The sequence below is a fragment of the Enterococcus sp. AZ163 genome (assembly GCF_050498925.1).
In the GTDB taxonomy this organism is placed as follows: Bacteria; Bacillota; Bacilli; order Lactobacillales; family Enterococcaceae; genus Enterococcus_A; species Enterococcus_A ferrettii.
The window spans coordinates 2,342,737-2,362,951 of the sequence record NZ_JBIPAO010000001.1 but is presented as its reverse complement, the minus strand read 5'-3'; the positions used below and the strand labels follow the sequence as shown (position 1 = coordinate 2,362,951).

Below are 20,215 nucleotides of genomic sequence, written 5' to 3'. Positions count from 1 at the left end.
ATTTCATAGATAACGGTGGGCAGATATGTTTCATATGCCTTCTAAGTTAATAGTGGAGCACTTGATTTTTTAGACAAAGCCGGTACAGATGAAACAATTGGTTCAAGATTAAAGGATACTATTCATTTTATTCAGAAAAATATTTCCCCTTCGAATACTAGAGAGATTCTTTCATTCTCTGGAAGATACTATCATTTTGAAGTTTTCAAAGATGATATCTATTACTTTGAAACTACTGGAGCTAAACATAAAATAAAACTTGTTTCAAAAAACAAATCTATTGAGTTTATTTCGACCTTAAAAGAAGTTGAGAAATTGAATCATTCATTTTTAAGAACACATCAGGGATATATTGTAAATTGGGACAACGTCATAGGATTGGATAAAAAGAGAAGAGAGCTTTTTCTTATTGATGAAAAAAAATGTCCGGTTTCAAGATCGTATTATGCATCATTAAAGAAGAAAATATCAGAGATTAACGAGCTAATACAATAAGTAACTGCCCGTTATGTTTGATACATAGCTGGATGGGAATAGAACGAATTCTGGAAAATCTTTTCATAACCTACCTCCAGAAAAAGACGCAAAGCTCTGAATTGAGAACTTTGCGTCTTTCTGGAGGTATCCTTATTAAGTTTACGGTTCAAATAGGATCTTGCCCATGCTTTTTCCAGACTCCAGAAAATCATGGGCTTTCTTCCCTTGAGCTAACGGAAATATGGTTGGTTCACTAATTTAGATTTTGCCAGATTTAAGTTAGCTGAGAATCCTCTCACTTCTGCTGGTTCTCAGACCTGAATTGGTTAAATGGTTCCACAAATTACCAATCAGTATACTTATAGGTTGAGAAACTGATTTTACGTAGTCAATCATTGGTGAATTACTGCAACCAAAGTCTAAAAGAATAATGACACATCAAACAAACAGCTAGACAAAAGGAGCCACCTAGCTGTTTGTATTTCTAGTTCATTTGGTTTAGTCCGCTACTTCAGCATCAGTTGATTAGTTCAGTCGCAAGAAATATAACTAATTTTCAAAATTGAAAGAGTAATCTCACGATTTGTACTTCGCTAAAAATTCTTCCCGATCTGAGCTGTAGCGATGATATTTGCCATCTTCGTCTACCGACAGCAGCAACAGCAGCATGTCAATAATCGCTAAATGAGCCATTCTAGTTGAACTGACTGCTTCGAAATAGGTTTTCTCACTGGTATAGCTTAACAGTAAGTGGTCGACTAAATTGACTAATGGAGATTTTTCATAGCTGGTGATAGCAATCGAAGGAGTGTTGCGTTCCTTCGCAATCGTCGCTATATCCAAGATCATATTGGTACTGCCTGAGTTAGAGATCAGCAAGCACGCATCCTTTTCCGTCATTCGAAAAGCAGCATTCGTCTGCATTTCCGGTCCGATATCCACATTTGTACGAATGCCGTATTGGGTAAATTGATATCCGGCATAGACTGCGATGGGATTGGTGTTTCCTGCGCCAAAAATGTAGAGCGTATCACAGGTCTTAATTAATTCCAGTGATTTTTTTACCGTCTCGCGATTAATTAATTCATCGCCCTTTTTCAGCTCTTCACATTTGAACTGAAAAATATTGTGAATGGAGGTATTAAAATCATTCAAATCGATTTCATAACTCTGGTCAGTATTTTCATCTTGAATATTTCTAGCTAAGGAAATTTTAAAATGATAAAAGCCTTTGCATCCAGCTTTTTTCGACAGCCGCATAATCGTTGCTTCACTGACGTTTGAATGCTCTGCCAGTTCAGTTACACTCATATTGGTTACCTCGCTGGGATGCTCTAAAACAAAGTCTGCGACCTTTTTCTCTTGTTCAAAGAGATCATCATAAATGGCTTTCAATGATTGTAAAACATTCGTATCGTTCATAATTCACACCTCGCACTATCCGACTTTTATTCATTATAAACGATAGCGGCTGTATAACCAAATTTAATTTAGTTCAACCGTTGCTACAAGATTATGCTTTTGACCATTATCATTTCCAATAACATCAATCTCTTTAACTGCTGCCATATTAGTAATCACAACAACCATTTCATCTGACTTGCCTGCAGCAGTGATTTTTGCTAAATCTACTTTAGCAATTGGCGTTTGCTCAGTAACTTTATCGCCCACTTTAACTAAGAGATCGAAAGGCTCGCCTTTTAATGCTACTGTGTCAATTCCCATATGAACCAATACTTCTAATCCATTGTAGGTTTCAATTCCGATAGCATGCTTGGTTTCAAAGATGGTTTTAATGGTTCCTGAAACGGGTGCATACATAGTTGAGTCTGTTGGTTTGACAGCATAGCCGTCACCCATCATTTTTTGTGAGAAGACTGCATCAGAGACTTCTTCCATTTTCAATACTTTTCCATCACAGATTTGGAACATATCCACTTCCTTGATGTTTTCAGCGATACCAGGTCCGTCAGCAGTTTCAGGGAGATCAGCAACTGCCACTACTTCATCTGGCTCACCATCGTATTGGCGTTTGTCTTTGGCGCTAAAGATATACGTCATGGCAAATCCAGCAATGGCCGAAACACCGATGGTTACTAAACAGAAGATAAAGTTAGTCATGCTGCCATCTGGTGAAATATACACTGGTGAAGTCACAAGTCCTGGACCTGCATATACGTATTGCTTCAAATCGACTAAACCAGCAAACACTGACCCGATTGCAGCACCCGTCATAGCACCTAACAAGGGTGTCCTGAAGTTTACACAGATACCATACAAGGCAGGCTCGGTGATCCCGATAATTGCCGTGATTCCTGAAGAGGCACCAATTGCTTTCGTATCAACATTTTTACTCAAATACCAAACAGCTAGCGCTGCACCACCAATCGCTGAGTTCCCTGCAAGTCCCCCAGGCAAGAAGATATTGTCAAAGCCGACTGCATTCAAGTGTTCCATATTAATGAAGTAAACGGCTTTGTCCATCCCAGTAATGATACTTAGCGGTGTGAAGAAGCCCCAAATAGCTAAAGCACCTAGTTTAAATTGACCAGCAATCATGTTCAAGAAAGCCATCAATTGAGTTCCGGCCACGTAACCGATTGGTCCTAAGATGACTAAAGTAACTGGAATCGAAATTACTAAGGTTACTAACGGCAGCAAGAAGTAACGTCCAGCTTGCGGAATTTTGTCTTTGAAGAAACGATAAACCATCGCCATGAAGGCAGCACCCAACAGCATTGGCAAGAATGAGCCATTGTACTGAACCGCGGTCACTGGCAATCCTAAGAAATCAAGTCCAGTTGCGTTGTTGATTTCAGGTGCTAACAAAGCCATCCCAAGTAACGCTCCTAGCGCTGGATCGGCTTTTAGTTTTGCCATGGCTGACCAACCTAAAACGATTGGCATGAAGTAGAAACCAGCACCAGCCGCGCCATTCAAGATCACAACCACGCCGCTATCCGCATCTAAGCCTAAGAAATTGGTACAAATTGTCAGAAATGCCAACAGCATCCCACAACCAAGGTAAATCGGAATTACCGGAGCAACAGTTCCACTAAGATACTCAACCACCATCGCACCGGCACCTTTTAAAGTCAGCTTGCCTTTTTTAGCTGGTGCTGAACTTCCGCCGCCAGTTCCCTTAAAGCCCGTGATATCCATAAACTCTTCGTATACGGTACTCACATCAGTCCCGATGATAATTTGGATTTCGTTACCTTCCATAACCCGGACACCCATGACAGATTTGGTCTTTTTCAAACCAGCCTCATTCAGTTTGTCCATATCTCCTAGTTTAAAACGCAGTCTTGTCGCACAATGCGTTGCACTTTCAAGATTACTAATACCACCGATATTCTTTACAATTCCGTCCACAGTAGCTTCATATTTCATATTGAATACCTCCTTTTTTCTTTACCACATTTTTTTACCCTTCTGACGGCAATAATCGTCTTATTCGCTGTTCATCTTGTATTTACTATATAACGTAACTTCCATAAGTGCATGATTTATTATCAATTACTTGTAGCGTAGTAAGAATCATTGCTGTAGATTGCGAGCTGTTCCTTAAAATCCTTTTGCAAACGTGCTAGTTTGAATGTCTGGTTGCATCAAGAACGTAACGGTTCATTTTCGTTCCTGAGTTGCCATCATTCGATTAAGTCCCTCCTTATTTGATTTTTATAGCGGATGATAATCAGAAGTCACTAAGATCATCACCTATAACAGACTAAGTACTGACGGTTCGTTGATTGAAACGAAGGAATCAGAACGATCAAGCTCATCTACCCTAAATTTAAAAGGTCTTTTTCAGTTTTTATTGATGTTCGTTTGATTGACTTGCATAAGGAAGCGGTTACACAATTGCTATATTTTGACTTCAGGCAGTTGCATGAATCCTGAATGTCAAATCATCTATTTATAAGTTCTAAAAATTTTCTCAATTCCTTAGCTTTGTGAAATCAATTAGCGAGAAGCCACAAGACATACTAGAGTTGCATGTCTTATGGTTTTCTCAAAGATTCCTCTGAAAAATACTTTTTTCATTTACTAATTGAGCTTGATACTACTTAGTCTTATTACCCATGTAAATTATAAGCTTTTAGCAGCTTCAACAATTTTCTCAACGGTTAAGCCGTACATTTCGAACAATTTGTCCGGGTTACCAGATTTACCAAATTTATCTTGTACGCCAACCATTTTGATTTTCTTCGGTTCGTTTTGAGCTAACAATTCGCTAACTGCGCCACCTAGTCCACCGATAACGTTGTGTTCTTCAACAGTTACGAAACCTTTGACTTCTTTCGCAGTTGCTAAAAGTAATTCTTCATCTAATGGTTTGATAGTTGGGATGTTGATGACTTTCGCATCGATTCCAGCTTCGGCTAATTGTTCAGCCGCTTCCTTCGCTTTGGCAACCATTAATCCAGTTGCAACAATCGCGATATCTTTACCTTCCCGCATTACTTCACCTTTACCGATTTCGAATTTGTAATCTTCATCGTGTAAAGTTGGTGTTGCAACGCGGCTCATACGTAAGTATACAGGTCCTTGGAATTCAGCAGCGGCAAGCACGGCTTGTCTTGCTTCTACATCATCACATGGATGGATAATTGTCATATTTGGCAGGCTGCGCATAATCGCGATATCTTCAATCGCTTGGTGAGTCCCACCATCTTCTCCAACACTGATCCCAGCGTGAGTACCGACAATTTTTACGTTAGCTTTAGGGTAACAAACTGAGTTTCTGATTTGGTCAAACGCTCTACCTGTCGCGAACACTGCGAAAGTGCTGGCAAAAGGAATTTTGCCGCTTAATGCTAATCCGGCAGCAGTTCCGATCATATCTGCTTCCGCGATCCCCATATTGAAGAATCGTTCTGGGCATTTATCGGCGAACATCATTGATTTAGTGGCATGCGCTAAGTCGGCATCCAAGACGACAACATCTTCATTGTCGATTAATTCTACTAAGGTTTTTCCAAAAGCTTCTCTAGTTGGTGCGTTCATTATTCGTTACCTCTCAATTCTTTGATTGCAGCATCATGTTGTTCAGCATTTGGAACAACTCCGTGCCAGCTTCCATCATTTTCCATGAATGATACGCCTTTGCCTTTAGCAGTTGCGGCGATAATTACAGTTGGTTTGCCTTCAACTTTTTTCGCTTCGTCGATGGCATTTGATATTTGATCGATATCGTGGCCGTCGATTTTGATGACTTCCCAGTTGAATGCAGCAAATTTTTCGTCGATTGGATTGACAGTCATGACTTCATCGTTGGTTCCATCAATTTGTAACCCGTTGTGGTCAACAAAAGCAATCACGTTGTCTAAGTTGTAGTGAGCAGAACTCATGGCTGCTTCCCAAACTTGACCTTCTTGTAATTCACCATCACCGAAAATCGCGTAAATTGTGTGATCTTGTTTGTTTAATTTCGCAGCTAACGCCATGCCGTTCGCAATACTTAAGCCTTGTCCTAATGAACCAGTTGATGCATCCACACCAGGCGTTGATTTCATGTCTGGGTGTCCTTGCAGCATTTCGCCGGCTTTACGAAGCTTCATTAATTCATCCTTCGGGAAGTAGCCTTTGTTCGCCAATGTTGCATAAAGGGCTGGAGCTACGTGTCCTTTTGAAAGAACTAAGCGATCGCGGTTTTCCATTTTAGGATTCTTCGGATCGATGTTCATTTTGTCGTAGAACAATACGGTTACGATATCTATGATTGATAATGAACCGCCTGGATGTCCAGAGCCTGCTTCGGTAAGCATGTCGATGATGTCAATTCTCGCTGAATTGGCAATTTGTTTCAGTTCTTCTGTTCTTGCTGTAGTCATTTTTAATCCTCCAAGTTTATTCTAAGTTTGAGTGTTTTTTGAACATTTCTTCATTTTCTTTATCTGATTTTTCCATTAGTCCTAAGACAATTGAATCGCCTAGCAGCAGTACTGATTGTTCATAAAGGGATGCCATCGGTTGAGCTGACGTGAAGCTGCTTTCTTCCACATTTTTACTTGGTGCTGGAATGACTACTTTTGCATCTGCCAGATTAGCTAATGTTGAATTGCCGTTTCCAGTAAACGCTAATACCTTACCTCCAAAGCCTTGGGCCTTTTCTGCCATCTGCAAAAATTGTTTCGTCTCACCTGATCCAGAAGCAATGACTAACAAATCATCCTTTTCAAAATTTGGTGTGATTGTTTCACCAATTACATAAGAATCTTTACCCATGTGCATCAAACGCATCGCGAACGATTTAATCGCAAATCCTGCTCTACCCAGCGCCAACACGAAAATTTTAGGTGACGCTTCAATTAGCTCTAATGCTTGATTAAACTCTTCATCAGAAATTTTAGCTAACGATTGTGAAATCTCTCCTACAATTTGTTCTTCATACTTGTTCAAACTCAATGTTTCTTCCTCCTATACGAAATATATTTCGTTTACAAATAGAAGTATAAGCGGTTCCAGCTCAACAGTCAAGACTTTTCGCAAAATTTCTTTCGCATAAAGCGTATTCATGATCAAATATATTGCTTATGGAGAAAATTTATGTCGTGTACGCGAAATTATTTTCTTTAGATATAAAGTGAATACGTGAACAAAAAAGGCGAAATACAAGCATTTATCTCTGTTTTATGCTTGTACGCCGCCGCGAAATCACCCAAAAAGGCCACCAGATATCTTCAATCAGAAAATATCCGGTGGCCGAAATGATTTAAACTATACTATAGAAGAAAGTTCGCATGTGTCCCAGTTATTACCGTTGTGTCACTGGTACTTTCAATGCTTCCCATTTCCAGTTCTCAACTTCAGGAATATCGGTTCCTTCGGTTCTGATAAAGTCATGGTGGAAACTTAAGGTTTCGTCCATCTTGTTAGAGAATTCCGCAGCCTTTTCACCTAATGCAGCATTTGCCCCGTCTTGTGCTAAGTGGAAACGATCCATTTCGCTAAATACCCGCATATCAAACGGAGTAGTGATATCGCCATTTTCCCGGTAGCCATGAATATGGATGTTGTGATTGCTGCGATCAAAGAAGATGTCACGAACCATTCCTTCATACCCGTGGAAAGCAAAGACAATTGGTTTATCAGTCGTAAACAAAGCATCAAATTCATCATCGCTTAACCCACGAGGGTCTACATCTGGGTGACGCAGCTTCAAAATATCGACAATGTTGATGAAGCGGATTTTTAACTCAGGGAACTGCTTGTTCAAAATTGACACGGCAGCTAAAGCTTCTAAGTTTGGTTCTGTACCAGCTGCAGCGATAACTAAGTCAGGTTCGCCGCCATTATCAGTACTTGCCCAATCAATCACCTTCAAGCCCTTTTCCACTAATTCTTCCGCTTCATCAATTGAATAAAATTGCGGACGTGGATGTTTGCTGGAAACAATCAAGTTAATGACTTGTTCGTCTTGCATTGCTTTATCCATAACCGCCATCAGGCTGTTAGCATCTGCTGGTAGGTATTCACGAATAAATTCAGGTTTCTTTTCTGCTAAGTGAGTTAACACACCTGGATCTTGGTGTGTGTATCCGTTATGGTCTTGCTGGAAAACAGTTGAAGTAGCAATAACATTCAAGGCTGGATACTTTTTACGCCAAGCATGGGCACTAGCTTTACGCATCCATTTGAAATGCTGTGTCAACATTGAATCAACTACACGCAAGAAAGATTCGTAGCTGGCGAAGAAACCATGACGTCCTGTTAGTACATAGCCTTCCAAGAATCCTTCAGCTTGATGCTCTGATAATTGACCATCGATTACCCGACCGACAGAAGATTGCCATTCGTCGGTGCTGTTTTTAGGTTCTAGCCATTGGCGATCAGTGACTTCAAAGACTTTATTCAAACGATTAGATTTAGTTTCATCTGGACCAAAAATACGGAAGTTATCAGGATTTTCAGTAATCATATCACGAGCTTGTTGACCAAAGATAATCATATCTTGAGCCATTACCGCACCTGGAGTTGTCGTATCGATTGCATATTGTTTCCAATCTGGCATCTTCATCGGTTTTGGATCAATACCGCCGTTAGTAATCGGGTTGGTCGACATACGTTTGTCACCTTTAGGAGAAATTGCTTTTAGTTCCTCAACAATTTTGCCATTTTCATCAAATAATTCTTCAGGACGGTAAGATTTCAACCATTCTACGAATTTGTCAATGTGTTCCATATGTTCAGAATCCACTGGGATTGGTACTTGGTGAGCTCTGAAGGTACCGGCAATTTGTTCGCCATCCCAAGTTTCAGGGCCAGTCCAGCCTTTTGGTGTGCGGAAAATGATCACTGGCCATTTTGGCATATCAGCATCCTTAGCGTCACCTTTACGTGCTTCCGCTTGGATCGCTTTAATTTCTTCAATCACGGCATCCAAAGTTTCTGCCATCATTGGGTGAACTTTTTCCGGATCAGTTCCTTCCACAAAATATGGCTTCCAGCCCATTCCTGCAAAGTATTGGGTTAATTCCTCATTGGTTTTACGAGAAAGAATCGTTGGATTTGAGATTTTTCCACCGTTTAAGTAAAGAATCGGTAAAACAGCGCCATCGTTAACTGGATTAATAAATACATTCGAAAACCAGCCAGCTACTAATGGACCAGTTTCAGCTTCGCCATCGCCGACTACTGTAGCTGCAATTACATCAGGGTTATCTAAAATAGCGCCGGTTGCGTGTGACAATGCATAACCTAGTTCGCCACCTTCATGGATGGAACCGGGTGTTTCAGGAGCAGCATGTGAAGCAATACCTCCTGGAAAAGAGAAAACTTTACATAACTGTTTCAAACCAGCTTCATCTTCTGTGATCTCAGGATAAATTTCTGTGTAGCTTCCGTCAATATATGAGTTCGAAACCATTACTTGCCCGCCATGTCCAGGCCCTTCGATATAAAACATATTTAGATCAAATTTATTAATTGCTCGATTTAAATGCGCGTACAAAAAGTTTTGTCCAGCAATCGTGCCCCAGTGTCCAATTGGATGAGTCTTCACGTCTTCTTTTTGGATCGGTTTTCTTAGTAAAGGGTTATCTTTTAGATACATCTGAGCTACTGAAATGTAGTTTGCTGCCCGCCACCAAGCATCAACTTTTGCTAAATAATCTTCTGAATCAAATTGGGTTGTCATATAAAAACTCCTTTTTAAATTTTTATTACCAGATGACTATATCGTGAAAATATGAACAAGTAAAGGGGTTTTTGGTATTTTTTACATATTTAATCGATTCAAACGTTTTCAAATTGTTTTTTATCGAAATTGATATATATCAATCAATATCCGGTTTTTTTAGGCTTCGTTCAACAGCAAGAGCAATTGTTTGTTATTGATTCCGATATATAACGATAGTCGAAATTCTTTCTAAAAAAATCCCAAAAGGTATAATTGAAAACTGAATAATCCGTTTACAATTTATATTCCTTAATAAACAATGATGCTGCTCAAAAAGATTGGTTATTGTTTTCCCATCCTTGAAATATTTTGGTAGCAACCTACATAGCATTTCGGTATTTTGTTATTAAAATTCAGCAACACGCTTTCTTTTAGATTAATAGGATACTCGGCTTCTTTGACCGCCGACGCTATTGTCCGACATCTGTTCTCGGAGAAATAAACTTCGAATCGCAGTGTCTCACGACAAAAAAGAAGAGACCAATCGCCTCTCCTTAATTGATAGATATTTATATTTACAAAACAGTGGTTTATCGCTCAAAAGAACGAAGGCGTCATTTCGACTTTCTACCCAACAAGAACAATAGATTTTTTGCCGTGATTGCAGCTTTTTCTAAATTACTGTGAGCCTGTGAAAGAGCAGTTTCTAAGGTGGTTATTTTAGAAATGATCGAAACTACAGCATCGATACCAGCTTCCTTGAATAAACTTAAATCGCCATCAAACATTCCGACAAAAGCAACTACAGGAGTGCTTCGCTGTTTTGCAAGCATACTGATTCCGACAGGAACTTTGCCTTGTAAACTTTGTGCGTCCATTTTCCCTTCACCGGTTATCACTAAATCTGCGTTTTCCAATTCTTTCGTAAGCCCAGAATACTCAGAGATGATTTTAAAACCCGATAAAACTTCAGCATTGAGTAATACACGCAACCCAATTCCAAGACCACCAGCTGCGCCATCTCCGGCAACTTTACCTTTGCCACTACTTCTTAAAAGTATTTTCTCATAGTGACTCATCATTGCTTCGTAAGAATCTTGCTCGTTCACATGAATGCCTTTTTGCTTGCCAAACATTTTTACAGCACCAGAATCACCGGTCAGGTAACTATTAACGTCAGTTGCTAGCAGGAACTCTACACCATTTATTAGAGGACTAACTCCCGCATAAGATATTTCAGCTACCTTACCAATATTCTTTCCTATTGGTTCAAGATGTTGCCCATCAGAATCAATAAAAATTACACCTAGAGCAGCCATCGCGCCGATTCCGCCATCAACGGTTCCAGTTCCACCTAACCCAATGATTACTTTTTTAGCACCTTTATGCAAAGCTGCTAAAATGGTTTCGCCAACGCCAAAAGTATTCGTATTGCTCGGATGTGTGGTGCTTTCCTCCGTCAAAAACTGGATGCCCGCAGTGTCAGCAGATTCAATAACAGCCAGCTTCTCACTCGCTATCCATACGTAAGAAGCCGTTAGCTCATTTCCAGATAAATCATGGGCAGGTATTTGCTCTAGCTTTCCCTTGTAGTTCTCCAGAAATGCTGCTAATGTTCCTTCGCCGCCATCAGCAATCGCAATCTTTTTTACCTCAGTGTTTTCATCAGCAAAAACCTTTTCAATAATGTTATTCGCCTCAATACTCGTCATCGACCCTTTCATTGAGTCAATCGCAGTTACAATTTTCACTTTTCACCCCTTAGTGGAAACTATATATGGCTACTCGTTGCCAGCTTCCTAGTTTACTGATTCAAAAATGAACAAATAGCTCCGTAAGAATCTTTTGCATGCTGTTCTCCAGAAATTGTTTTTGAAGTAATTTCTTTAAACTCTGAATCTGGAATATATTCATGCAGCAGTTCAGCATAGCTATAAGGATGTAATGGATCTAAATGACTACCCAAAATTAGCGTTGGCATAGAAAGCTTGCGCCACTCATTCCTATCAGTATTTGGAGAATCTCCAGGCATACAGATTAATTTTGGCGATGCCTCGCTAGCGTAAGCATAATCAAATTGGCTTAACAGGGTCTCACCAGCATAGCTAGATAAATTGTTCATTTTTTGATAGATGCCGCTTTTCTTGTACTCAGCCTTCTTATCCTTTATTTCCGGGTTATTTAACAGCTGATAAATCACTTTAAATGCCTCACGAATATCTGCTGGCTGGGGACAATCTTCCCAAGCTGGTCGCGAAAGAACGAGACGCTTCACTCTTTCTGGATATCTTAGAGCGAAGTTTAACGAAACTCCAGCTCCCGTTGAGATTCCTCCCAAAAAGAACTGATCTAGCTTTAGATAATCAGCTAACGCTTTGACATCATCAGCAAATTGATTGAAGCTAAGCAGCGACTCGTCACCAAAATATCTGGTTTTACCATGACCTCTGAAATCCATCACAATTCTTCTGATGCCGGCTATTTTCTTCATTAATCCAGATGTTTGCCCCGTATCGCCACCTAATCCGTGTAAAAAGATAAAAGGAGTCCCTGAATTCGCATCGTCTTCAAAGTAAAAATCAATGTCGTCTTTTTTAAAAAAAGCCATTTTACTCCTCCTATAACTCTCCTGAAACAGAATCAACATAGACCTTTTGGCCAGTTTTTACAGACTCTTGCACTGCTTGCATCACTTTCATTGCTTCGATTCCATCCTTAACAGTTGCGCCTCTACCGGCTTTTCCTGTCAAAATAGCCTGAGCGAAATCTTCAATTTGACGACGATAAAAATGTCCATCTACTGCAATTGGGCGGTGGAAACTATCGTCAGCAACTTTGAAAATCTCTACATCGCTACTTCTGAAGGTCCAAGGATTATACGTTTTAGCCAATATTGATCCATTTTCTCCATAGACTTCAAAGCCTTCGTGCCAATCCATTCTAACCTGCAATGTTAAATCTAACTGCGCAACAAAACCATTTTCAAATTCTGCCGTAACAAACCAAGAATAAGAACCGTATTTTTCAGTTAGCCAAGCCGTTACAGCTATAATGTTTCCGCCAAGATATCTTGCCGTATCAAACAAATGACTTCCGTGACCTCTCATATAATAGCGACGCTTATCCGCTTTTGGATCTCCAGCAGGTTTTTTCGCATTAGGACCTGTAAGAATCACTGGTTGGACATTGTCAGTAGTTGTGTAGCGATACGTATTATCACAGTACCAAGCTTTTAATGCCAGCATTTCTCCCATTTCATTGTCAATAAAGTCTTTTGCTGCTTCAATACCTGGATCAAAGCGTTTCATGTTTCCTACCTGTACATGAACCTTTGCTTGCTCTACAATTTTACCAAGGTTTTCCACTTCTTCAATAGACATGCCTAAAGGTTTTTCAACTAATACGTGCTTTCCAGCTTCGATTGCTTTGATTGACATTGGCACGTGGAAATTATCTGCGATCCCAATAACCACTGCGTCAACTTCTGGATCTTTTAGCATTTCATCAAAGTCTCTGTACAATTTCGTTGGGTGATAGATACTATTCATTTCATTCAGTAAGTACTCATCTACATCACAGATTGCATACAATTCAGCATTTTTAGATCGTCTAATTGAATCAAAGTGGGCAGCCTGTGAAATTTGTCCCGCTCCAAGTACCCCAATTTTCACTAATTTGTCATCTTTTTTTATATTTGTCATCTTACTTTTCCTCCATTAATCCTAAATTTTCTAGTGCATATTCAATGTCTTCTTCTTCTAATCCATGCATAATAATTGGCCCGTCATAAAACTTAGTTAGTTTCCTTAAGTATTCCACCAATGGAATGGTACCTTTTCCAACGGGAGCAAATTTGATTTCTTTATCAGTCACAAGAGCGTCTTTGCAGTGAGCTAGCGAGATTACATCTTTGAGTTGCTCAAGTGTACGTTCTATTTTTTCTAATTGATTGTCAGCATCTTTTATTGTCACGATGTTAGCCGGATCATACAGCACTCTTAGATGTTTAGAGTCGAATAGATTAATCAAGCGCAAAGAATCTTCTGCTGAGCTAACGACATTTGCCTGCTCTGGTTCAAAAACGATGGTGACGTTGTTTTCTTCAGCTACTTTGAGCATAGCTTCGATAGACTTGCTAAGTACCTCCCAAGCTTTCTCAGTATGATTATCAGGATGAGGACTCCAAAAGTCTTCTTGATTAAAGCTACCTGTTGATATAGAAACAAAAGGAACGCCTAGCATTTTTGCAGATTTTACAACCGTTTCAAATCCAGCTAAATTTTCTTTCCTTTTGGTCTCATCTAACTCTAAAGTGTTAAACGTACCGGATATGACGGCAATATCAACCCCATTTTTTTCACAAGAGTCCTTAATATTCTCTAAAATATGTTTCTCTACAGACTGTGGTAAACTAGGTAGACCAACATTAGCAAAATTAAATTGAATGCTCTCAAAACCCAAACCAGCAATTTTCTTCAAAGCGTCGTCCAACGGGTACTTCAGAAAAACTTTTGAAAATATTCCAAACTTCATAACTGCATCATCCTCCAAGTTGATTTCTTTTAAGCGCTAACATTAGGTGTACAACAAAAGAAATATGGATTAAAATAGCACGTGTCAGTAATTAATCGATTTCTTTATGCTATCATTATACAATGGAAAACGATAAAAATCAATAAATTTCGATTAAAGGAGAAAATAATGTTAAAAAGCGAACGCCACAAATATATTTTGAGCAAAATAGAGGCAGAAGGTAAAGTTTTAGTAAACGATCTCACCAAAGAATTAGAGGTAACGGAAGATACAATTCGAAAAGATCTTCAAGAACTAGCTAAGCTTGGACTTGTCCAACGCGTTCACGGTGGCGCGCTAAGATTGGATAACACCAACCTGCCATTTGAGCACCGAATTGATCAACACTCAGTCAGCAAAAAAATGCTAGCCAAAAAAGCAGCATCACTAATTGATGGAAAAAAAGTAATCTACATTGATAGTGGTACAACGAATCTTTTTTTCGCAGAGAACATTCCTAACGATTATAGTGGGATAGTTATCACCAATAGCCCTACGATTGCATTAGCATTATGCGATCATGAGCATATTACCATCAATTTGTTGCCTGGTGAGTTGGATAAACATTCTAAAGTATTAAAAGGCTCTGCTACATTAAAAGCAATTGAAGGTATCAATATCGAGCTGTGTATACTGGGTATCTCTTCAATCGATATTGAAAAAGGGATCACTGTCCCATCATTTGAAGAAGCTGCAATAAAAAAACAATTGCTTCAACAAAGTTCTCATAAAATCGGTATTGTAACGAAAGAAAAAATTGGCACAACTTCAACTTTCTTTGTTGATAGTGCTACTTCTTTAGATACTATTGTTACGGAAAAAGGAATTAATAATGCTATCTTGGAACCTTATTACAATCTAGATCTAGACATTCATCAAGTATAAAACAAAAATGATTAAAACCCGTTTATCGTTTTTAATCGTTTTTTGTTTTACTGATTTTCAAAAGTATGTTGACGAACAAATCAAAGAAATGTATTATTAAAAACAATTAAATAAAGATGCAGGGGGACGCACAAGCGTTGAGAAGGTTAAAAACCTGACCCTTTGAACCTGTTGGTTAAGACCAGCGTAGGGAGCATGTCAAAAAAAAGAATCATTTTTGGTTATTTTAGGCATTTTCTCTATTGGGGAAAATGCCTTTTTATTTTAATTAATTTCAAGAAAAGAGGAAGAAAAATGGAAGCAGGTATCGCAATTCAAGTACTACCAAAAGTAGAAGGTGAATCAGAAGTTGTTCGTGTTGTTGATGAAGTAATCGCTTATATAGCAAGCACAGGATTGACTTATCAGGTTGGGGCGTTTGAAACAAGTATTGAGGGAAATTATGATGAATTGATGGAGATCGTCAAAAACTGTCAACTGATTGCAATTAAAGCGGGATCTCAAGGCGTATCTGCTTATGTAAAAATCACTTACAAACCTGAAGGAGATGTGTTTGGGATTGAAGAAAAGACGAAAAAGCACCAGCATTAACCTCTACTCTGGTGTTTCGGTACTCGTCCTTCTTATGGTGTGGCAAGGTGTTAGTTCGTTAGGATGGATTCCAACGTTCATGCTCCCTTCTCCTTTACAGGTTGGTCAGGCCTTTATCAATGATTTTGATTTACTATTGTTCCATTCCAGAATCACATTGATCGAAGCGTTATTAGGTTTATTTTTAGGAATGTCACTGGGGATCGCAGTTGCAATTTTTATGGATAACTTCGAAAGAGTGAAAAAAGCTATCTATCCCCTGCTGATTTTAACGCAAACTGTTCCCACTGTTGCTATTGCACCCTTATTGACAATCTGGTTTGGTTTTGGCGTTTTACCAAAGGTTGTTTTGATTGTCATCACTGTGTTTTTCCCAGTATCCGTTGCTATGTTGAATGGCTTTTCTTCTGTTGATCAGGATGAATTGCGGCTATTACGTTCGATGGGAGCAAATCGCAGACAAATTTTCTGGCATATCAAGATTCCCGCAAGTCTTGGTGATTTTTTTTCTGCTCTAAAAATCGCTGTGACTTATGCAGTAATTGGTGCGGTTATCTCAGAATGGCTGGGCGGCTTTGAAGGATTAGGTGTCTATATGACACGAGTACGAAAATCTTATGATTTTGACAAGATGTTTGCAGTAATTTTTTTGATTTCATTAATTAGTTTATTACTGATGGCATTGGTCAATTTGGCAGAAAAATTGGCTATGCCCTGGAAAAAAGAAGTATAGGAGGAGTAAAAATGAAGGTAAAGTGGAGAGCATTAGTTGCTTTGAGTAGTTTATTGGTTCTAGGAGCATGTAGCAATGAGCAAAGCGCAACAGAAAACAAAGAGTTGGAAAAAATTACGTTTGTGTTAGATTGGACACCTAATACCAACCATACAGGACTATACGTAGCACAACAAAAAGGTTATTTTGAAGAAGAAGGATTGGATGTTGAAATTGTGCAACCCTCTGATGGAGATGCCTCCGCAATCGTAGCGAGTGGCAAAGCTCAATTTGGAATTAGCGCTCAAGATTCGCTAGCACCGAGCTATGCTTCAGATGATTCACTACCAATCACAGCTGTAGCGACTATTTTACAGCATAATACGTCTGGTATCATGTCTCTTAAGGGTGAAGGTATTGACCGACCTAAAGGATTGGAAGGCAAAACCTATGCTACATGGGATTCACCTGTTGAGCAAGCCACTATCGCCAACGTAATGGAAAAAGACGGCGGTGATTTTGAAAAAGTTAATTTGATTCCGAATAATATTGTGGATGAACCGATGGCATTGAAGGAAAAACAAGCGGATGCTATCTGGGTTTTCTACGGCTGGGGTGGCGTTTCTGCTGAAAGCGAAGGTGTCCCAATTGATTACTTTTATTTTAAGGATTTGAATCCGGTGTTTGACTATTATACGCCTGTAATTATCTCAAACGACAACTTCTTAAAGGAGCATGGAGATGTGGCGAAGAAATTCCTAAAAGCCGCTGAAAAAGGTTACGAGTTCGCCATTGAGTCGCCCGAGGAAGCTGCCGATATTTTAGTCGAAGAGGCACCTGAGTTGAACAAAGACCTAGTTCTGGCAAGTCAAAAATGGTTGTCCGAACAATATCGTGCCGACGAAGATAGATGGGGATATATTGATTCGCAGCGCTGGAATGATTTTTATACCTGGTTAGGAAAAAACCAACTAATTGATAAAGAAATTCCTGAAAATACAGGATTTACCAATGATTATCTACCGAGTGAGCAGAATGATTAAGCTAGAAGTCAAAGATGTGTCAAAATATTTTTCAGAAAAACTAGTCTTGCACCATTTGAATCTCCATGTGCTCGATCATGAAATCATCAGTATCATCGGTCCGAGCGGAGTTGGAAAGTCAACGCTTTTTAACATTATTGCCGGTCTTTTAACCCCCAGTAGCGGTGAGGTCTTGTTAGATGGAGAATCCGTCATTGATATGCCAGGAAAGGTTTCCTATATGCTCCAAAAAGATTTACTTCTTCCATACAAAACAATCGAAGAAAACATCACTTTGCCATTGATTTTACAGGGAGTCAAAAAGAAGGAAGCCCTTCAAAGGGCCAACCAACTTCTGGAAGAATTTAACATGGCAAGTGTGAGTAAATCTTATCCGAAAGATCTTTCCGGTGGAATGCGTCAGCGAATCGCTTTACTAAGAACCTATTTATTTTCGTCTAATTTGATTTTACTAGATGAACCGTTTAGTGCCTTAGATAGCTTTACTAAATCTGAAATTCATGAGTGGTACCTCAATATCCACAAAAAATTATCATTAACGACACTATTTATTACCCATGATATTGATGAAGCTATTAAATTGTCTGATCGAATCTATATCTTGAAAAATCAGAGCGATGACCAGCTAGACATGATCGAGTTGAGCAAAGAAAAAAATGCGGATTTTCAGCTTACAAAAGAATTTCTTGATTATAAAAAGCAAGTAATCGAGAATCTGAATACTAAGTTTGAGCCCTAAGTCACCACCATATAGTATATGGTTTCCAATACAAAAAAAGCATCACGTCTGCTAGGTGAACAATTTACATCTCAGCAAAATATGCCAATTTCTACCTGAGAGTTTTAATCAGCATTTTCAGCAGAATTCTTTTTCGTAAGTCTTAACATCAACGATAAATTTGGTCTAATACAACAAATTAATAATGTTTTTAAGAAGGAAGAAATCGCCGAATCAACTTTTTGCTAGCATACTTTCAACCGATAAAAAGCCTTGTCATTGCTTTAAGACACTGTGGTGATTCCACACTCGGCACATCTTAAAGCGGCTAAGATAAAAACTGCGGTAAGCCTTAAATTGGACTAGGTCATCGATAAAAATGCTCAGACTGTTTTGCCATTAGCGATCAACGATCATGATCATACCCAATCCTTCAGCATTAAAGAAGCGAGTATCTCTTTGTTTGACAACGTCAATATATCTCAAGAACTACTGGGGATGAAAATCTTTGAAGAATTCCTCTAGTGTGTTTTTGCGAAATTCTCCACCTACTAAAAACTCCCCATACATCCTGCGAAACAAGGTTGTATGGGGAGCATTTTGCTTGGTCAACTTTTGTTTCCTGGAGATAACATCACAATAAGGATAAAGGAACAAAGCAATAAAGCGATTTTCGAAAGGGTAAAGTTAGGAGTGACAATCGCAAATAAGGCAAGCGCTATTATTATAAGATACAACCAAACAAATGTGCGTGCATTTTTTACCAAAGGTCTCACCTCCTTGATTTTCACTGTAGTAAGTACTAACTAGTCGATGATTTTCCATTTTATAACTTTCGTCCGATGAATGGAAGTTTTTATAAAAAAATTCGAAAAAAGACATCAGCTGGTAACGATAAAATCAACTATGGCCTAGCGTATACAAATTAAAGTCTTATCACAAAAAAATAACTGATCGAACTCAATTCACTTTATAATAAACCTCAAAATGATAAACGATCCGATACAAAAAACAAGTGAAAGAAACAGAATTAATCCGTTTACCAGTAACCATAATAATGTACTTTTAGTTCTTTTCATTATCTTATAAAGGACAAAATCGATAATCCCGACTAGTAGCCATCCGATACAAAAAGAAATAGTCATCTTTTAATCACTCCTTTGTTTTCTTTCTATTTTATCAGGACTAAAATAAGTTGTAAGCCTAAATCCCATCTAAAATAACCCAATTCTTTTGATTCTTTTTCAAGACTAACTCATAATCAAAAACTAGTGTAGCCTTTGTATCGGGTGACAAGTAGGAAACGGCCGTTTTCACTTTCACGCCCTCTTCATCCTCAAAATAGTTGATTGACTTAAGTTCAGAGAAGATATAGTTCTTGTTGATTCCATGAATCGTTGTATTTTCAACATAATAAAGTAACTCCGTTTCACTAGCAGACGGATAAGCAGTAAAGAAAGTGGTCAGGAATGTTTTGATCTCTTCTTTTGTTTCTTGCGTGGTGGTTGAATCATCTTGTAATGGATCATTTTTGACTTCTAATTTTGATGGAAGAGAAGCCATTACTGGGTTTGTAAGTAAGGATAATTGATCTTGTTTATTGATTCGTACCGTTACTGAAAATGCTGATTCAACTGTGCGGTTTTCAACAGCTTCTCCGATGCTTTCTTCAATCACTTGGTTCACGGAATACAAAACTTTATAATCTGATTCGTTGATTGGTTCCACTTCCCAAATTTGAACGTTGCTTACATTAGACTTCGTAGGAATATCGGAACGAATCATGTCTTGATTCATTTGTTGTAGGTTTTCTGGTAAATAGTTTTTCAATCGTTCCATTCGAGCATCTAACTGCTCCTGATTCGGTTCCCAAGTGTAAAAATCTTGCGCAAAGTTTTGGACAAAACTTTCAATTTTGTTGGTGTCCACTAGCTTCATTTCAATGACTTTTTCTTCATGAACAGTATGTTGATCAATCGCGGTAAAATTCTTGTAGACACCAAAAAGGACACTACCGATTAGGAGTGTCCATAGAACGATCGTTGTATTCTTTCTTAAACCAATATGTTTTGCTTTTTCTTTCATCGTATTCA

Annotated in this window: 17 protein-coding genes and 1 riboswitch; of the genes, 6 read left to right on the top strand and 11 right to left on the bottom strand. The window is 38.7% G+C overall.

What is annotated here, in order from left to right; all coding sequences use genetic code 11:
- Positions 1–96 precede the first annotated feature (96 nt).
- Positions 97–495 carry a LytR/AlgR family response regulator transcription factor gene (locus IGI46_RS11230; protein ID WP_429973969.1) on the top strand — a complete coding sequence of 133 codons (399 nt, stop codon included), beginning with the start codon at positions 97–99 and terminating at the stop codon, positions 493–495.
- 558 nt (positions 496–1,053) lie between these two features.
- Here IGI46_RS11230 and IGI46_RS11225 read toward each other — a convergent pair.
- From IGI46_RS11225 to IGI46_RS11180, 10 genes are all read right to left on the bottom strand, one after another.
- Positions 1,054–1,899, bottom strand: a complete 846-nt coding sequence (locus IGI46_RS11225; RefSeq protein ID WP_270660511.1) for a MurR/RpiR family transcriptional regulator — start codon at positions 1,897–1,899, stop codon at positions 1,054–1,056.
- A 63-nt stretch (positions 1,900–1,962) separates the two neighbouring features.
- Entirely contained in the window at positions 1,963–3,870 is a 1,908-nt protein-coding gene (locus IGI46_RS11220; RefSeq protein WP_270660509.1) for a glucose PTS transporter subunit IIA, read from the bottom strand.
- Positions 3,871–4,569: 699 nt separating this feature from the next.
- Positions 4,570–5,487 carry a transketolase family protein gene (locus IGI46_RS11215; protein WP_270660508.1) on the bottom strand — a complete coding sequence of 306 codons (918 nt, stop codon included), beginning with the start codon at positions 5,485–5,487 and terminating at the stop codon, positions 4,570–4,572.
- Positions 5,487–6,314, bottom strand: coding sequence for a transketolase (locus IGI46_RS11210; RefSeq protein ID WP_270660506.1), 828 nt, complete (start codon positions 6,312–6,314; stop codon positions 5,487–5,489). Before IGI46_RS11210 ends, IGI46_RS11215 begins: the two co-directional genes overlap by 1 nt.
- 16 nt (positions 6,315–6,330) lie before the next feature.
- Positions 6,331–6,888: a 6-phospho-3-hexuloisomerase gene (gene hxlB, locus IGI46_RS11205; protein ID WP_429963229.1), complete on the bottom strand. Its 558-nt coding sequence runs from the start codon at positions 6,886–6,888 to the stop codon at positions 6,331–6,333.
- A 349-nt stretch (positions 6,889–7,237) separates the two neighbouring features.
- Entirely contained in the window at positions 7,238–9,619 is a 2,382-nt protein-coding gene (locus IGI46_RS11200; protein WP_429973456.1) for a phosphoketolase family protein, read from the bottom strand.
- A 596-nt stretch (positions 9,620–10,215) separates the two neighbouring features.
- Positions 10,216–11,352, bottom strand: a complete 1,137-nt coding sequence (locus IGI46_RS11195) for a glycerate kinase family protein (RefSeq protein WP_270660502.1) — start codon at positions 11,350–11,352, stop codon at positions 10,216–10,218.
- A gap of 53 nt (positions 11,353–11,405) precedes the next feature.
- Positions 11,406–12,209 (bottom strand): alpha/beta fold hydrolase, encoded by an 804-nt coding sequence (locus tag IGI46_RS11190; RefSeq protein WP_429973455.1) that lies wholly within the window; start codon positions 12,207–12,209, stop codon positions 11,406–11,408.
- Between the two features lie 10 nt (positions 12,210–12,219).
- Positions 12,220–13,302 carry a Gfo/Idh/MocA family protein gene (locus IGI46_RS11185; RefSeq protein ID WP_270660500.1) on the bottom strand — a complete coding sequence of 361 codons (1,083 nt, stop codon included), beginning with the start codon at positions 13,300–13,302 and terminating at the stop codon, positions 12,220–12,222.
- A 1-nt stretch (position 13,303) separates the two neighbouring features.
- Positions 13,304–14,134 carry a sugar phosphate isomerase/epimerase family protein gene (locus IGI46_RS11180; protein WP_429963227.1) on the bottom strand — a complete coding sequence of 277 codons (831 nt, stop codon included), beginning with the start codon at positions 14,132–14,134 and terminating at the stop codon, positions 13,304–13,306.
- Between the two features lie 168 nt (positions 14,135–14,302).
- Between IGI46_RS11180 and IGI46_RS11175 the strand changes: the two genes are divergently transcribed.
- From IGI46_RS11175 to IGI46_RS11155, 5 genes are all read left to right on the top strand, one after another.
- On the top strand, positions 14,303–15,058 hold the full coding sequence (locus IGI46_RS11175) for a DeoR/GlpR family DNA-binding transcription regulator (protein ID WP_270660498.1): 756 nt from the start codon (positions 14,303–14,305) through the stop codon (positions 15,056–15,058).
- Positions 15,059–15,168: 110 nt separating this feature from the next.
- A riboswitch (TPP riboswitch) is annotated at positions 15,169–15,268 on the top strand.
- Positions 15,254–15,649, top strand: coding sequence for a thiamine-binding protein (locus IGI46_RS11170; protein ID WP_429973454.1), 396 nt, complete (start codon positions 15,254–15,256; stop codon positions 15,647–15,649). It overlaps the preceding riboswitch by 15 nt.
- Positions 15,618–16,382: an ABC transporter permease gene (locus tag IGI46_RS11165; RefSeq protein WP_333560022.1), complete on the top strand. Its 765-nt coding sequence runs from the start codon at positions 15,618–15,620 to the stop codon at positions 16,380–16,382. The genes IGI46_RS11170 and IGI46_RS11165 overlap by 32 nt, the downstream gene beginning before the upstream one ends.
- 11 nt (positions 16,383–16,393) lie before the next feature.
- Positions 16,394–17,404: an ABC transporter substrate-binding protein gene (locus tag IGI46_RS11160; protein WP_429973453.1), complete on the top strand. Its 1,011-nt coding sequence runs from the start codon at positions 16,394–16,396 to the stop codon at positions 17,402–17,404.
- Positions 17,397–18,143 (top strand): ABC transporter ATP-binding protein, encoded by a 747-nt coding sequence (locus IGI46_RS11155; protein WP_270660493.1) that lies wholly within the window; start codon positions 17,397–17,399, stop codon positions 18,141–18,143. Before IGI46_RS11160 ends, IGI46_RS11155 begins: the two co-directional genes overlap by 8 nt.
- A 1,182-nt stretch (positions 18,144–19,325) precedes the next feature.
- Here IGI46_RS11155 and IGI46_RS11150 read toward each other — a convergent pair.
- Entirely contained in the window at positions 19,326–20,207 is an 882-nt protein-coding gene (locus tag IGI46_RS11150; RefSeq protein ID WP_429973452.1) for a conjugal transfer protein, read from the bottom strand.
- Between the last annotated feature and the right edge of the window lie 8 nt (positions 20,208–20,215).

Coding starts and splice junctions, on each gene's coding strand:
- IGI46_RS11225 (WP_270660511.1), bottom strand. CDS start 1,899: ATGAACGATACGAATGTTTTACAATCATTGAAAGCCATTTATGATGAT.
- IGI46_RS11220 (WP_270660509.1), bottom strand. CDS start 3,870: ATGAAATATGAAGCTACTGTGGACGGAATTGTAAAGAATATCGGTGGT.
- IGI46_RS11215 (WP_270660508.1), bottom strand. CDS start 5,487: ATGAACGCACCAACTAGAGAAGCTTTTGGAAAAACCTTAGTAGAATTA.
- IGI46_RS11210 (WP_270660506.1), bottom strand. CDS start 6,314: ATGACTACAGCAAGAACAGAAGAACTGAAACAAATTGCCAATTCAGCG.
- IGI46_RS11200 (WP_429973456.1), bottom strand. CDS start 9,619: ATGACAACCCAATTTGATTCAGAAGATTATTTAGCAAAAGTTGATGCT.
- IGI46_RS11190 (WP_429973455.1), bottom strand. CDS start 12,209: ATGGCTTTTTTTAAAAAAGACGACATTGATTTTTACTTTGAAGACGAT.
- IGI46_RS11185 (WP_270660500.1), bottom strand. CDS start 13,302: ATGACAAATATAAAAAAAGATGACAAATTAGTGAAAATTGGGGTACTT.
- IGI46_RS11180 (WP_429963227.1), bottom strand. CDS start 14,134: ATGAAGTTTGGAATATTTTCAAAAGTTTTTCTGAAGTACCCGTTGGAC.
- IGI46_RS11175 (WP_270660498.1), top strand. CDS start 14,303: ATGTTAAAAAGCGAACGCCACAAATATATTTTGAGCAAAATAGAGGCA.
- IGI46_RS11170 (WP_429973454.1), top strand. CDS start 15,254: ATGTCAAAAAAAAGAATCATTTTTGGTTATTTTAGGCATTTTCTCTAT.
- IGI46_RS11160 (WP_429973453.1), top strand. CDS start 16,394: ATGAAGGTAAAGTGGAGAGCATTAGTTGCTTTGAGTAGTTTATTGGTT.
- IGI46_RS11155 (WP_270660493.1), top strand. CDS start 17,397: ATGATTAAGCTAGAAGTCAAAGATGTGTCAAAATATTTTTCAGAAAAA.
- IGI46_RS11150 (WP_429973452.1), bottom strand. CDS start 20,207: ATGAAAGAAAAAGCAAAACATATTGGTTTAAGAAAGAATACAACGATC.